Raw genomic sequence first — 13,329 nt, forward strand, 5'->3', positions numbered from 1 at the left:
TGGGGAGGCACTGGGTCAAGCGCCAGTGTGTCAGCGCCGCGATCGGCCGACAGTCATGGTCCGCATTTGCCGACTGATAAGACTGCGATGTGACTGGCTGTCAATTATTCGCAATCTTCCGATACATTTCGGGGGTCAACCTTCTCCCTTCTGTGTTGGCTCACGCCGTCGCTCACCAGCGAGGCCTGCGTTCCCGTTCCCCTCTTCTGCTGATGTCTGTTCAACCCGGTGAATTTGTGCTTCTGGCCAGCCAGGCCGGCACCAGCTTCCAGGTGGTGAGCGTCGATGACATCGACGACCGCTGCTGGGTGCGCCGCTGGCCACTCACCCGCAGCGGCTCGCCCCCGTTCGCTGTGCCGATTGCCGCTGTGATCAGCCTGCGCGCCGCTGCCGCCTGACCCCCGCGCCCGCCCCCTTTCCCTTCGAGGCCTCACCATGATCCCGATGCAAGCGATCCTGCTCAACAGCCTGCTCGGCAAGGGGTTTCGTTGCCTCCTGCTGGGAGCCTGCACCGCGCTGCTGGCGGAAATGCTGCTCAGCACCGCCGGCTGAGCTCACTGGTCGCGTCAGCTGGCGGCGGTGCCTGAACTGGCGCCACCAGCATGGGCCACGGCGGCGGCTGGCTGGCGTTGCTCCAGGCGGTAGCGCTCGCCGGCCCTTGAATCGATCAGCCGGCACCCCTCGGGCAGCATCGCCGCCGCGGCCTGCAGCGATCCCCTTAGCCAGAGCAGCCGGTTCAGGGCACCCTCAAAGCGCACATCCCCGCCGGTGGTGCTCACCAGCACGGTGAGGGGCTTGAAGCGCTGCACCAGCTGGGGCAGCACCTGCTGGCCCTTCACGAACGCCCCCACCAGCGGCAGACCCAGATCCACCACAGGCGTGATCACGGCGTCCAGCGGCTGCTCCGGCAGGCTGGGATCAAGGAACCCATGCGGTTCCAGGTAGAGACGGCCGCCTGGATGGTCGAACAGGTAGCCGTTTTCCGGCTGCGGCACCGGAGCCCCCTGCGAAGCCGTGAGGCGCAGCTGCTCGTGGCAGTGGTTTTCGCCGTGCGCCAGGGCGGTGAGCTGGGTGAAGCCAAGCGCACGCGCCCGTGCCACCGCCGCGGGAGACCCCACCACCGGAGTGGTCGGCGGGAGCAGCGCCAGGCTGGCGGGATGGCAATGGTCGGGCAGCCCCTGGGTGAGCACCAGCAGATCGACCGGCAAGGGAGCGGGACGCTCCTGCGGCAACTTGCCACGGAAAAACCAGGGGCCAGGTGGAAACTCCAGGGGGCCGGTGAGCCAGGGATCCACCAGCACGCGCAGGGCACCGAACTCGAGCAACCAGCCATTGGCACCGAGATAGGTGGCATGCAGGGCCATGGAGGCGGGCGAGCGGCTGGCCCCGGACGCTAGACGCCTTGCCAGCGCAGGCGCGAGGGGCGCCCACCAGATGCCGCGGGAGCGGGGCGGACCAGTTGCCACAGCAGCACGGCATGGGCGCTGAAGCGCACCGCGCTGAACACCGCCAGAGCGACGCAGAGGGGGCAGTGGGTGAGTCCCATGCGAAAGCGGGAAGTCCCCCCACCCTGGCACCGCTTGGTCTCGGTTGGTGGTGGATGGGTTGGGGCGCACAGCTTTGCAACCCTTCCGGCGGCAACCGGCCGGCCCGGTCGGCGCGACTCGGCCTGTGCGAGCGGGGCACGGACTGTTGGAATGAGGGGGTGCGTCAGGCCGCGCCAGGCGCGGTGGCAGATCCTGTGTTGCGGCTTAGCGAAGTCAAGCTCCCTCTCGATCACGGGGAGGAGGATCTGCGCCAGGCGATCCTGCGGCGGCTGGGGCTTCCCGCGGCCGCTCTGCTCGGCCACCGCGTGGTTAAGCGCAGCGTGGATGCCCGCAGCAAGGCGGAGATCCGCTTCAGCTACAGCGTGGATCTGGAGCTGGCCGACGAGAAACCGCTGCTGCGCCGCTTCCGCAACGATCCGCACCTGCGGCCCACCCCGGACACCACCTACCGCTTCGTGGGCAAGGCTGACGCCGCCGACCCCCAGGATCGCCCGATCGTGATCGGCGCCGGTCCCTGTGGCTATTTCGCGGCCCTGCTGCTGGCCCAGATGGGCTTTCGGCCGCTGCTGCTGGAGCGCGGCAAACCGGTGAAGGAACGCACTGCCGATGCCTTCGGCTTCTGGCGCCATCAGCGTCCGTTCGACCCGGAATCCAATGTGCAGTTCGGCGAGGGTGGCGCCGGCACCTTCTCCGACGGCAAGCTCTACAGCCAGGTGCGTGATCCCCTGCACCACGGGCGCAAGGTGCTGGAGGAGCTGGTGGCCTGCGGAGCGAATGCGGAGATTCTCACCCTGCAGCGCCCCCATATCGGCACCTTCAAGCTGGCCACCGTGGTGCGTGGGCTGCGGGCCCGCATTGAGGCGCTGGGGGGTGAGATCCGCTTCCAGAGCCGCGTCGATCGCCTCGTGCTGGAGCCCTGTGACGGTGAGGGTGGCAGGCAGCAGCGCATCTCTGGGGTGGTGCTGGCCGATGGTTCCGTGCTGCCGGCCCACCACGTGGTGCTGGCGGTGGGACACAGCGCCCGGGACACCTTCGCGATGCTGGAGGCTGTGGGGGTGGCGATCGAAGCCAAGCCTTTTTCGATCGGCGTGCGGATCGAGCACCCCCAGGATCTGATCGATCGGGCCCGCTGGGGGCCCTTCGCCGGCCACCGGCGTCTTGGACCAGCCGAATACAAGCTGGTGCATCACGGCAGCGCCGGCCGCAGCGTCTACAGCTTCTGCATGTGCCCCGGCGGGCTCGTGGTGGCCGCCGCCTCGGAGCCGGGCCACGTGGTGACCAACGGCATGAGCCAGCACTCCCGCAACGAACGGAACGCCAACAGCGCCATCGTTGTGACGGTAGGCCTCGAAGACCTGGCGCCCTATGGCAAGGCGCCCGGCGACCCCCTGGCGGGGGTCGCGTTTCAGCGCCACTGGGAGGCGGCGGCCTTCCGCGCGGCGGGCTCCACCTACCACGCCCCCGCCCAGCGCCTGGGCGATTTCCTGGCCAGCGGAGCGGAAGAGATCGACCTGGCCGTTGCTCCTTCTGCCCCGGATTCTCACCCGCCTGGCCCGGCGTCTGGCCTGTCGGCGACGGCCCCCCAGCCCTCCTACGCGCCGGGGGTGCGCTACGGCGATCTGCGCGCCTGCCTGCCCCCGTTCGCCGTGCAGGCGCTGATGGAGGCCCTGCCGGCGTTCGAGCGTTCCATTCCCGGCTTTGCGGCACCCGAGGCCGTCATGACCGGGGTGGAAACGCGCACCTCATCGCCGGTTCGAATTCCCCGATTGGATGATTTCCAGAGCCTCAACATTGCGGGGCTCTTCCCGGCAGGGGAAGGGGCTGGTTACGCCGGGGGGATCCTCTCTGCGGCAATCGACGGCATCAAAGTGGCCGAAGCCGTTGCGCTCACTCGTCTTCGTCGTCGGAGCCCAGCGGGATGAGTCGGATCTGCTTGCGCCCCAGCTTGATCTCGAAATCATCCCCCGGTTTCAGGTCGAGCAGGGCGGTATAGGCCTTGCCCACCATCAGGTTGCCGTTGAACTGAACCTTTGTGGTGAAACTCAGCTTGCGACCGCCTTTTCCTACCTTTGGATTGGCCCCGAAATCCACCCCCTTGGCATTGAGCAGTGCCTCGTAGAAGGCTGTGAAATTCAGGCGCTCACTATCGTTCTTCTTTGTGGAGACATAGCCGCAGGCCCGCACGATGTCGGATTTGCTTGCATCCCCCATCTCCTTGACTTTGGCGAGAAGGTCGGCGCCACTCAACATTGGCCTTTCACCCAGAACCTTCTCATTATCTGATAAATGTTTGTTTGATGCAAGGGTTTTTGCGGTCCTTCAGGGCGCATCGACCACCTCATCTGGTCATGCTCATCGCTATCTCGCCCATGCACCGTGAGGATTCGCGGCTGGTGGTTCCCATGCCCCACGCTGTGGCTTGTCGTTTCCCCCTCGAGTTTGACCCGCACGATCATCTGGTTCCGCCGTGATCTGCGTTGCAGCGATCACCAGCCGCTGCTGGAGGCCAGCCGCCTCGGCACGGTGCTGCCGTTGTTCGTTCTGGACCGTCAGCTCCTGTTTCATCCGGAAACCGGTGTGGCCCGCGTTGCTTTCCTGCTGGCCACGCTGCAGGCCTTCGACCAAGACCTGCGGCGACGGGGCGGCCGCTTGCTGGTGCGTTTCGGTGATCCGGCCGCTGAGCTGCTGCGGCTGGTTCGGGAGGGCGGCGCCACTGGTGTGATGGCCCACACCGACAGCGAGCGGATCGTGGGGCGTGTGCGTGACGCCCGGGTCAATCGCCTGCTGGCCGCCGCCGCTGTGCCGATCCGCTGGGTCGAGCCGGTGGGAGCAGTGGACGCCTTGGTTCCCTATCCCCGCTATCGCCAGCTCTGGCAGCAGGCAGTGGCCCGCACGCCCCTACCGGCGCCCAGGCAGTTGATGGTGCCGGCTCCAGCCGATCCCGACCGGCCTACCGATCCCGCCGATCCGCTCGCGGATCTGCCGGTACCCAGCCTTGAAGCGCTGGGGCTGCAGCCCGATGGCAAACCGCTGCCGCCGGCCGGCAGCGCGGCGGCCCAGTCCCTGCTCCGCACCTTCCTCGAAGGTCCGGCGGCTCAGACCTACTACTGGGAGCTGAGCGTGCCCTCGGCCAGGGTCACCAGCGGCCTCAGTCCCCATCTCAAGTTCGGCGTGCTGAGCCCGCGCCAGGTGGTGGCCCGGCTGGCCCCCCTGGTCGCTCACCCTGACGATCGCCGGCAGCGCAGTGCCCGGCAGCTGATCAGCCGCCTGCGCTGGGGCACATCGATGGCCCAACGCTTCCGCTACCTGCCTCAGCTGGAGCTGCGCTCCCTCTGGCGCTGCTTCGATCAGGAACCCTGGCCGTTCAACGAGGAGCTTTATGCCGCCTGGAAAGAGGGGCGCACCGGTTTTCCCATGGTTGACGCCGCTGCCCGCTGCCTGCGCGGTTCAGGCGGCTGGCAGGAGCTGAACTTCCGCAGCCGGGCGATCTATGCCAGCTTCCTGGCCAATCTCTGCGGCATCGACTGGCGCTTCGGGGCCCTGCACTTCATGCGCCACCTGATCGATGGCGATTGCCCGATCGATCACTACCAGTGGGCGATGCAGGCCGGTGTCACCCAGCGGGAGGCGCAGGCCTGGACCCGCATCTATCACCCGGGGGCGGTGGCGGTGCAGCGCTGCGATCCCCAGGGGCTGTTCATCCGCCGCTGGCTGCCCGAGCTGGCCGAGCTCACCAATGACCAGCTGGCCTGTCCGCCGCCGATGGCGGCTTACCCTGCCCCGATCCTGAGCTACGAGCAGGCCCGTCGCGAGCGGATCCGCCAGCTGGCGGCACGGTGCGAGGCGGCGGATCCGGCCTTGAACCCCGCCCGACAGATGGCGGCGATGCCGGGCCAGCCGGTGCCCTTCGGGGCCGACCGCCTCCCTGCGGCGGTGGTGGCCTGGGCCCAGCAGGAGCGGGCCGAGCTGTTCCCGCCACCGCTGGAGCTCGCCGCACTCGACCCACCAGCGCAGGTTGCGCTCGAGAGCTGGTTTCGCCCTGGGGTGCGGCCGGGCCCCACGCGCCCGGCTGCTGCGTCGCGCCACCGGCGTGGCTCGAGCGGCCGGGTCAATCCCGATCAGCTGGAGCTGTGGCCGTAGCCCTGGGACACGATGCCGCTCCACTGCACCGCCTTGACCTGGTCCCGGCGCCAGGAGTGAAACAGCAGCGGCTCCGAGCTGGTGCAGAGCGGGCAGACACTGATCTGCTCGTCATGCAGTCCGGCCGCACGCAACTGGGCAGCGGTGGCGCGGCGGATGTCGAGGCGGTCGTGATCGGGGTGGGCATCGGCCTGGCGGGCACCGGCCTGCGCCAGCTGCTCAAGGGCTGTCTCGCTGGGCAAGGGAGCAGGAGAGACCGCTGCGGCCACCTGCAGGGAGACGGAGCGGTGCACCTGGTAAGCCGGGCCGCTGATGGCCGGGCCCAGGGCCACCCGCAGGTCGTGGCGCCGGCTGCCGCCGGCTTCAAGCCGCTCGATCGCCGCCGGCACGATCCGCCCCGCCACCCCCCGCCAGCCGGCGTGGCAGGCTGCCACCTGACCGCTGCCCAGATCGGCGATCAGCACGGGCGTGCAATCGGCGCCGCACACCCACAGGCTCTGGCCGCCCGCATCGCTCACCAGCCCATCAGCCTCGGGCCAGGGCTCGGCGATGGCCGCCGCGGCAGGCACCACCGCTGCGCCGTGAATCTGACGGGTGCGGTGAACGCTGACCCCGGCGCTGATGAAGCCGGCCAATTCGTGGGGCCCCCGGCCACTCCACTGGCGGCTGAAGAAGCCGTGCTCGAAGCCGGAGAGCAGATCGGCCTGCAGGTAATAGCCCCCGTAGGTGCCCACCCACGTCCAGCCGGCGAGGGCATTGAAGCCCAGGTCTGTGCGATCAAAGGGGGGCGTGGTGGCTTCGGCCATGGAGTGGCGCTCAGCCGGCAGGGAGATCGCGCAGCAGCCAGAAGCCTTCGAACCGCTCTGAGCGCTCGTCGCTCTGGATGGCGAGGAACTGCAACCCACCGGCCTCGTCCCGGGCGGCCACGAAGGCCTGTTGGGCGGCTTCCGCCTCGGCGGGGTCCAGGCGACCCAGCAGCCAGCTGTTCTCCAGCCCCGCCTCCAGCACCAGTGCGCCCGCATCGAGACGCAGGCGCACGGGCTCAAGCCCGGCCACCCAGCCGGCGATCGCCAGGGAGCGTCGGGCACTGAACACCCGGATGCCAGGTACGGATGCCGTGTCGCTGAGCTGGGCGGGCAGGGGCACCAGCCCATCGAAGCCCACGTCCCAGCCGGCGGCTTCGCGCAGGTCGGCCACGCTGAGGGTGGCCCAGCTCCAGCTGTCGCCGCGCACCGCTTCCGGCAGCAGCATGGCCGGCGCCTGGGGCGGCAGCGGGGCAGGCGCCAGCGGACCTGCCATGAAGCCCTCCTCCATGGCATACACCTGCTGCTCCCGCTCCTGCAGCCACTCGATCAGCGCGTAGCAACGCCGGCTCGGCACGGTTTCAAGGCCGATGGCGTCGGCGGCACGCTGCACCATGGTGCGCATCGAGGCGCGCCAGCACCGCAACCGGCGCGGCGCTGCCAGGCCCTCGGCGGCGGCGGCGGTGAGGGCCTCGGCCAGCGCCTCCTGCAGCCAGATCGAATTCACGCTGGTGGCCGGACAGACCTTGACCCACCGGAACGCCGACCGGGAGTTCCCAAAGGCCGGAGTGCTGCAGATCAGCAACTCCCAGCGCTTCTTGCCATCGGCCTCGAGCACAGGCCTGGAGTAGTAGTCGAGTTCCCAGTCGGCGCTGGGTGCTGCGGTGGCCGGACCGCTCATTCCGACGCCTGCTCCTGCTGCCGCAGGGTGAGGCGGGCCCGGTTGGCTCGATCGCCTGCTTCCAGCAGCACCTGTTCCTTGTTGATCAGCAGTTCACCCGGCTGGTTTTCCAGCAGGGCGGTGTTGAGGGCTATGCGGCCGCGGCCGGGGTCCACGGAGGTGACGATCGCCTGGACCCGATCGCCCTGATCGAACACCTCGCGCAGTTCGCGCAGGGTGCCGCCGGTGATGCACGACTGGTGCAGCAGGCCGCTCACCCCGCCGAGATCCACGAACAGGCCATAGGGCTTGACGGCCACCACCTGACCCTCCACCAGCTGGCCCACTTCGATTTCGGAGAAGCGGGCCGCTGTGGAGGCGCGCTTCTCGGAGAGCACCAGCTTGCGGTTGTCGGGACTCACCTCCAGGAAGGCGGCGCCGAGGGTCTTGCCCACCAGCTGCTCGTGGTTTTCGCCGTCCTGGAGCTGGGAGCGGGGGATGAAGGCACGCAGGCCCTCGAGGTCGCAGGTGACACCGCCGCGGTTGAAGCCGGTCACCTTGACCTGCACGACCTTGCCCTCCTTCTCCATCTGTCGCACCTTTTCCCAGCTCTGGCGCAGAGCGAGGGCGCGGGCGCTGATCGTGACCATGCCATCGGCGTTCTGCTCGCGGGTGACGAGCACCTCCACCGCCAGGCCTTTGGGGAAGCGTTCCTTGAGGTTGGTGATCACACCGAGGCCGCATTCGCTCTTGGGCATGAAGCCCGGCGCCTTACCGCCGATGTCCACATACACCCCATCGCTTTCGACGCCGATCACAACCCCGGGCACCACCTCGCCGGAAACGCCCACCGGCTCGTTTTCGTCAAGCGCGGCAAGGAAGGCTTCTTCGTCGAAATCGAAATCGTCCACCTGACGGGCCGGCGCCGCCGGCTGGCCGGGCGCCGCTGCTGCCGCAGGCGCTGTTTTGCGTGCCGCTTTGCGGCCGGTTTCCGGGGCGGGCCCCAGCAGATCGGCCATCGTCAGTCCTTCGAGGCTGGCGGTCTCGAAGCGGTCGTCGTCGGAGATGGCGGCGGCTTCCGGGGCCTGGGGCGCCGGCCGCACGGCCATGGGAGCAGCCACCGGTGTGGGCGGATCAGCGGCGATCGGGGCACTGGTGTCGACCACCGGCTCGTCGTCCTTGCGGCTGATGTGCAACACCTGCGGGGGCTTGCGCACCGGAGCGCCTGCGGGTTGCCGCGGCGCCGTCGGGGGCACGGGACGCCGGCTTCCTTCCCGGGGCTGTCGCGGCTGCTGGTTGCCGGAGCCGGCCATGGTCCAAGGGAGCAGACAGTTGCCCACTGTAAGGATCAGGGCCGAACACAAGGGTTGGGTCATGGAGCGAGCGCTGGAACGGCTCAGCTGGCCTCAGGTGCGTGCGGCGGCGAGTCGCCCGGGAAGCACCGTGCTCTGGCCTTTCGGCGCCGTCGAGCAGCACGGTCCTCACCTGCCGCTCGGCACCGATGCTCTCTTCGCCGATCGGGTGGCCGATGCCGTGCTTGCCCGCCTGGCGGACGATCTGCCGATCTGGCGGCTGCCGGTGTCCTGGTTCGGCTTCTCACCTGAACACGCTGCCTTCCCCGGCACCTGCAGCCTGCCGGCTGAGCTGCTGATCGCCCAGGTGATGACGATCGGTGCCCAGCTGGCGGCCGCCGGCTTTCAGCGCCTTGTGCTCTTCAACGCCCACGGCGGCCAGATCGCCCTGCTGCAGGTGGCTGCCCGCCAGCTGCGCGCCGCCCATCCGGCACTGGCGGTGCTGCCCTGTTTTCTCTGGAGCGGTCCGGAAGGGATCGGCGCCCTGCTGCCTGAACCCGAACGCAGCGATGGTCTGCACGCCGGCCTGGCTGAAACCAGCCTCATGCTGCACCTGCAGCCGCAGTGGGTGGGGCCCGAGCGCCCCTGCGACGGTCAGTTGCAGCCCCCACCCCCCAGCGGCTGGAGCCTGGAGGGCGCCGTGCCGTACGCCTGGCTCACGGCGGATGTGTCGGCCACGGGGGTGGTGGGCGATGCACGCGGCGCCAGCGCCGCCCTCGGCGAGCAACTGTTCGAGCGGCTGGTGGCGGGCTGGTGTCAGCGGCTGGAATCCCTGCTGGCCAGCCCGTGGCCACCGCGTGGGCGCTTACGCAGCGATTGAACGGCGGCAGACCAGAGATGGCCGGCGGTGGTTACAGTCGAAGCCTTCACGATTTGTCCTCGATGCCTGCGCTCGACACTCCGGCGGCCAGCCTTGACGTTCAGACGTCATCCCTTGGAGCCGGCGAGGAGGCCGGGGCCGATCTTGCCGGACTGCCGGACTTCACCACCGACCTCTACAAAGACGCCTACAGCCGCATCAACGCGATTGTGATCGAGGGTGAGCAGGAAGCCCACGACAACTACATCTCCCTTGGCACCCTGCTTCCCGATGAGGCGGAGGAACTGGCCCGCCTGGCGCGGATGGAGCTGAAGCACATGAAGGGCTTCCAGGCCTGTGCCCGCAATCTGAGCGTCACGGCAGACATGCCCTTCGCCAAGAGCTTCTTCCTGCCGCTGCACGGCAACTTCCAGGCGGCCCTGGCTGAAGGCAAGGTGGTGACCTGTCTGCTGATTCAGGCCCTGCTGATTGAGGCCTTCGCTATCTCGGCCTATCACATTTACATTCCGGTCGCCGATCCTTTCGCCCGCAAGATCACTGAGGGTGTGGTGCGTGATGAATACACCCACCTGAACTACGGCCAGGAGTGGCTGAAAGCCAACCTTGAAGCCTCCCGCGCTGAGCTTGAGCAAGCCAACCGCGACAATCTCCCTCTCGTGCGCCGCATGCTCGAAGAGGTTGCTGGTGATGCAGCCGTGCTCGGCATGGAGAAAGAAAGCCTGATCGAAGATTTCCTGATCGCCTACCAGGAAGCGCTCACCGAGATCGGCTTCTCCACCCGCGAGATCGCCCGCATGGCCGCTGCCGCCCTGATCGGCTGATTCAAGGAGGGGGTCTGGTGGCTGGATCGGGGTTCGGCCCTCCGTCTGTGCATGGACCCTGCAGCTGCCTCGGTTCGCAACCGCCGATGTAGCGTGCGCAACCCTGTGGCCCCCGCCACCTTCCCCTCAGCCTGAGGGTACGCATCTCCCATGTTCGGTCTGATCGGTCACTCCAGCAGCTTCGAAGAGGCGCGTCGCAAGGCCGGAGCTCTCGGCTACGACGAGTTCGCCGCCGGCGATATGGACGTGTGGTGCAGCGCGCCGCCTCAGCTGCTGGAAACGGTCAGTGTCACCAGCCTCACGGGCAAAACCATCCAAGGGGTCTACATCGACTCCTGCTTCGTGCCGGAGATGCTGAGCCGCTTCAAGACGGCCACGCGCAAAGTTCAGAACGCCATGGAGCTCGCCCAGAAGAGCGGCATTGCGATCACGGCGCTGGGCGGCTTCACCTCGATCATCTTCGAGAACTTCGATCTCTCCAAGTTTCAGCAGATTCGCTCCACCACCCTGGAGTGGGAGCGTTTCACCACTGGAAACACCCACACCGCCTGGGTGATCTGCCGCCAGGTTGAAACCAACGCTCCGCATCTCGGCATTGATCTCTCCACCGCCAAGGTGGCGGTGGTGGGCGCCACCGGCGACATCGGCAGTGGCGTGTGCCGCTGGCTGAGCCAGCGCACCGGCGTGGGTGAGCTCCTGCTGGTGGCCCGGCAGCGTCAACGCCTGCTGGATCTGCAGAGCGAGCTCGGAGGCGGCCGCATTCTTCCGCTTGAAGACGCCCTGGCAGAGGCGAATGTGGTGGTCTGGGTTGCCAGCCTGCCGCAGACGCTCACGATCGATCGTGAGCGTCTGCAGCACCCCTGCCTAATGATCGATGGCGGCTACCCAAAGAACCTCGACACCAAGGCGGCCGGTGATGGTGTGCACGTGCTAAAAGGTGGCGTGGTGGAGTTCTTCAACGATATCGACTGGCAGATGATGGAAGTTGCCGAAATGGAGAATCCCAAGCGCCAGATGTTTGCCTGTTTCGCAGAGGCGATGCTGCTGGAATTCGAAGGCTGGCATACCAACTTCAGCTGGGGCCGCAACAACATCAGCGTCGAGTCGATGGAACAGATTGGCAACGCGTCCCTCCGCCATGGCTTCCAACCGCTCGGCCTCGAGCCGGTGGTCCCGCAGCCGCTGGCCGCCGCCGTCGCCTGACCCTTTCGGCTCGCTACTCCCGCCTCCCCCTACCCCATGGCCCGACGCCCCCTGCTTGATTTCGAGAAGCCGCTCGTGGAGCTCGAGGAGCAGATCGAGCAGATCCGGCAGCTGGCAAAGGATTCCGAAGTGGATGTCAGCCAGCAACTTCTTCAGTTGGAAACCCTTGCCGCCCGACGCCGCGAGGACATCTTCAGCGCCCTCACTCCGGCGCAGAAGATCCAGGTGGCCCGCCACCCGCAGCGTCCCAGCACCCTGGATTACATCCAGGTGATCACCGATGAGTGGCTGGAGCTGCATGGCGATCGCCGAGGCTCCGACGACCAGGCTCTGGTGGGTGGAGTCGGCCGCATCGGTGATCAGCCCGTGGTGCTGATCGGCCATCAGAAGGGCCGCGACACCAAGGAGAACGTGGCCCGCAACTTCGGGATGGCTTCCCCTGGCGGCTATCGCAAGGCGATGCGGCTGATGGAGCACGCCGATCGTTTCCGGCTGCCGATCCTCACCTTCATCGACACTCCGGGCGCCTATGCAGGGGTTCTGGCCGAGGAGCTCGGCCAGGGGGAAGCGATCGCCGTCAATCTGCGCGAGATGTTCCGGCTGCGGGTGCCGGTGATCGCCACCGTGATCGGTGAAGGTGGCTCCGGTGGTGCGTTGGGCATCGGCGTGGCCGATCGGCTGCTGATGTTCGAGCACAGCGTCTATACCGTGGCTAGCCCTGAGGCCTGCGCGTCCATCCTCTGGCGTGATGCGGCCAAAGCCCCTGTCGCTGCCACCGCCTTGAAGATCACGGCAGCGGATCTGCTGCAACTCGGGTTGATCGATGTTGTGCTCAATGAGCCCTCAGGCGGCAATCACTGGGGGCCGATGCAGGCGGCGGACACACTCCGCAGCGCCTTGATCGAGCAGTTGGCCGTACTGGGCCAGCTCAGCGAGGCGGAGCTTCTGCAGCAGCGCTACGACAAGTTCCGTCGCATGGGACGGGTGCTCGGTGCCGGTACCACGGATTCCACCGTGGGTTCTTAGGGTTTCAGCAGGAGCGGTTTCGGTTTGCCGTCGGTTTTGATCACGGGTGCCTCCAGGGGCATCGGAGCTGCTGCAGCTCGCTCCTTTGCAGGCGCTGGCTGGGATCTGCTGCTGATGGCACGCACGCTCCAGGATCTGGAAGCCGTGGCTGAACCCTTCCGGCAAAGGGGAAGGCAGGTGGGGATCGCCACCGTGGATCTTGCTGATGCCAGCGCCATCGCGCCGGCCATCGCCGCACTGCTGGCAAGCCATGCGGCGCCGAACGTGTTGATCAACAACGCTGGCGCGGCTTACACCGGCGAGCTTGCCGCCATGACACTGGAGCACTGGCAATGGTTGTGGCAGTTGAATCTCACCAGCGTCTTCCAGGTCTGCCAGTCGGTGCTTCCCGCCATGCGTCAGATCGGTGGGGGACAGATCATCAACGTGAGCAGCCACGCAGCCCGCCGCGCCTTCCCCGAGTGGGGCGCTTATTGCGCCACCAAGGCAGCGCTTGAATCGTTCAGCCGCTGCCTCGCCGAAGAGGAACGCAGCCATGGCATCCGGGTGAGCACGCTCACCCTCGGTGCCGTGGATACCCCCCTGTGGGGGACGGAAACCGTCCACGCGTCCTTCGATCGGCGTGCCATGCTTTCAGCAGATCAGGCCGCTGAAGCTCTGCTGTATCTGGCCCAGCAGCCTCCGTCTCAACTGGTGGAGGATCTCACCCTGATGCCCGCAACTGGTGTTCTTTGAGT

General features: G+C 67.5%; 14 protein-coding genes. 8 read left to right on the forward strand and 6 right to left on the reverse strand.

Features of this window, described 5'->3' with window-relative positions:
• Positions 1-212 precede the first annotated feature (212 nt).
• Positions 213-398: a hypothetical protein gene (locus CJZ80_RS11470; protein ID WP_094513153.1), complete on the forward strand. Its 186-nt coding sequence runs from the start codon at positions 213-215 to the stop codon at positions 396-398.
• Between the two features lie 168 nt (positions 399-566).
• Here CJZ80_RS11470 and CJZ80_RS11475 read toward each other — a convergent pair whose 3' ends face one another.
• Together CJZ80_RS11475 and CJZ80_RS15475 are read right to left on the reverse strand one after the other, a co-directional pair.
• Entirely contained in the window at positions 567-1,364 is a 798-nt protein-coding gene (locus tag CJZ80_RS11475; RefSeq protein ID WP_094513156.1) for an MBL fold metallo-hydrolase, read from the reverse strand.
• 29 nt (positions 1,365-1,393) lie between these two features.
• Positions 1,394-1,546, reverse strand: a complete 153-nt coding sequence (locus tag CJZ80_RS15475) for a hypothetical protein (protein WP_198948298.1) — start codon at positions 1,544-1,546, stop codon at positions 1,394-1,396.
• Between the two features lie 195 nt (positions 1,547-1,741).
• Between CJZ80_RS15475 and CJZ80_RS11480 the strand changes: the two genes are divergently transcribed.
• Positions 1,742-3,469, forward strand: coding sequence for an NAD(P)/FAD-dependent oxidoreductase (locus tag CJZ80_RS11480; protein WP_094513483.1), 1,728 nt, complete (start codon positions 1,742-1,744; stop codon positions 3,467-3,469).
• Here CJZ80_RS11480 and CJZ80_RS11485 read toward each other — a convergent pair.
• Positions 3,435-3,797, reverse strand: coding sequence for an AbrB family transcriptional regulator (locus tag CJZ80_RS11485; RefSeq protein ID WP_094513159.1), 363 nt, complete (start codon positions 3,795-3,797; stop codon positions 3,435-3,437). The two genes, CJZ80_RS11480 and CJZ80_RS11485, sit on opposite strands and share 35 nt — an antisense overlap.
• 189 nt (positions 3,798-3,986) lie before the next feature.
• Here CJZ80_RS11485 and CJZ80_RS11490 point away from each other — a divergent pair, with 189 nt between their 5' ends.
• Positions 3,987-5,687: an FAD-binding domain-containing protein gene (locus CJZ80_RS11490; protein ID WP_094513163.1), complete on the forward strand. Its 1,701-nt coding sequence runs from the start codon at positions 3,987-3,989 to the stop codon at positions 5,685-5,687.
• Here CJZ80_RS11490 and pgeF read toward each other — a convergent pair.
• From pgeF to CJZ80_RS11505, 3 genes are read right to left on the reverse strand one after another with little or no spacing between them, the layout of a single operon-like run.
• The gene (gene pgeF / locus CJZ80_RS11495) at positions 5,666-6,493 is read right to left on the reverse strand and encodes a peptidoglycan editing factor PgeF (RefSeq protein WP_094513167.1); all 828 of its coding nucleotides are present in this window, start codon (positions 6,491-6,493) and stop codon (positions 5,666-5,668) included. The genes CJZ80_RS11490 and pgeF overlap by 22 nt on opposite strands.
• Before the next feature lie 10 nt (positions 6,494-6,503).
• Positions 6,504-7,391, reverse strand: a complete 888-nt coding sequence (locus CJZ80_RS11500) for a Tab2 family RNA-binding protein (protein WP_094513170.1) — start codon at positions 7,389-7,391, stop codon at positions 6,504-6,506.
• A complete protein-coding gene (locus CJZ80_RS11505; RefSeq protein ID WP_094513174.1) occupies positions 7,388-8,683 on the reverse strand; it encodes a S1 RNA-binding domain-containing protein in 1,296 nt (431 codons plus the stop codon). Before CJZ80_RS11505 ends, CJZ80_RS11500 begins: the two co-directional genes overlap by 4 nt.
• A gap of 61 nt (positions 8,684-8,744) precedes the next feature.
• Here CJZ80_RS11505 and CJZ80_RS11510 point away from each other — a divergent pair, with 61 nt between their 5' ends.
• From CJZ80_RS11510 to CJZ80_RS11530, 5 genes are all read left to right on the forward strand, one after another.
• A complete protein-coding gene (locus tag CJZ80_RS11510) occupies positions 8,745-9,542 on the forward strand; it encodes a creatininase family protein (protein ID WP_094513176.1) in 798 nt (265 codons plus the stop codon).
• A 62-nt stretch (positions 9,543-9,604) separates the two neighbouring features.
• Positions 9,605-10,363 (forward strand): aldehyde oxygenase (deformylating), encoded by a 759-nt coding sequence (locus tag CJZ80_RS11515; RefSeq protein WP_094513179.1) that lies wholly within the window; start codon positions 9,605-9,607, stop codon positions 10,361-10,363.
• 150 nt (positions 10,364-10,513) lie between these two features.
• Complete coding sequence (locus tag CJZ80_RS11520; RefSeq protein WP_094513181.1) at positions 10,514-11,566, forward strand: long-chain acyl-[acyl-carrier-protein] reductase; 1,053 nt, start codon at positions 10,514-10,516, stop codon at positions 11,564-11,566.
• 36 nt (positions 11,567-11,602) lie between these two features.
• Positions 11,603-12,592: an acetyl-CoA carboxylase carboxyltransferase subunit alpha gene (locus CJZ80_RS11525; protein WP_094513184.1), complete on the forward strand. Its 990-nt coding sequence runs from the start codon at positions 11,603-11,605 to the stop codon at positions 12,590-12,592.
• A gap of 24 nt (positions 12,593-12,616) precedes the next feature.
• Complete coding sequence (locus CJZ80_RS11530; RefSeq protein WP_094513186.1) at positions 12,617-13,327, forward strand: SDR family oxidoreductase; 711 nt, start codon at positions 12,617-12,619, stop codon at positions 13,325-13,327.
• The last annotated feature ends 2 nt before the right edge of the window (positions 13,328-13,329 follow it).

Origin of the sequence: Synechococcus sp. MW101C3 (assembly GCF_002252635.1) — a bacterium.
Taxonomy (GTDB): domain Bacteria; phylum Cyanobacteriota; class Cyanobacteriia; order PCC-6307; family Cyanobiaceae; genus MW101C3.

Bases quoted from the DNA above. Each gene is read 5' to 3' on its own strand.
- CJZ80_RS11485 (WP_094513159.1), bottom strand. From the start codon at position 3,797: ATGTTGAGTGGCGCCGACCTTCTCGCCAAAGTCAAGGAGATGGGGGAT.
- CJZ80_RS11470 (WP_094513153.1), top strand. From the start codon at position 213: ATGTCTGTTCAACCCGGTGAATTTGTGCTTCTGGCCAGCCAGGCCGGC.
- CJZ80_RS11505 (WP_094513174.1), bottom strand. From the start codon at position 8,683: ATGGCCGGCTCCGGCAACCAGCAGCCGCGACAGCCCCGGGAAGGAAGC.
- CJZ80_RS11520 (WP_094513181.1), top strand. From the start codon at position 10,514: ATGTTCGGTCTGATCGGTCACTCCAGCAGCTTCGAAGAGGCGCGTCGC.
- CJZ80_RS15475 (WP_198948298.1), bottom strand. From the start codon at position 1,546: ATGGGACTCACCCACTGCCCCCTCTGCGTCGCTCTGGCGGTGTTCAGC.
- CJZ80_RS11515 (WP_094513179.1), top strand. From the start codon at position 9,605: ATGCCTGCGCTCGACACTCCGGCGGCCAGCCTTGACGTTCAGACGTCA.
- CJZ80_RS11475 (WP_094513156.1), bottom strand. From the start codon at position 1,364: ATGGCCCTGCATGCCACCTATCTCGGTGCCAATGGCTGGTTGCTCGAG.
- CJZ80_RS11525 (WP_094513184.1), top strand. From the start codon at position 11,603: ATGGCCCGACGCCCCCTGCTTGATTTCGAGAAGCCGCTCGTGGAGCTC.
- pgeF (WP_094513167.1), bottom strand. From the start codon at position 6,493: ATGGCCGAAGCCACCACGCCCCCCTTTGATCGCACAGACCTGGGCTTC.
- CJZ80_RS11510 (WP_094513176.1), top strand. From the start codon at position 8,745: ATGGAGCGAGCGCTGGAACGGCTCAGCTGGCCTCAGGTGCGTGCGGCG.
- CJZ80_RS11500 (WP_094513170.1), bottom strand. From the start codon at position 7,391: ATGAGCGGTCCGGCCACCGCAGCACCCAGCGCCGACTGGGAACTCGAC.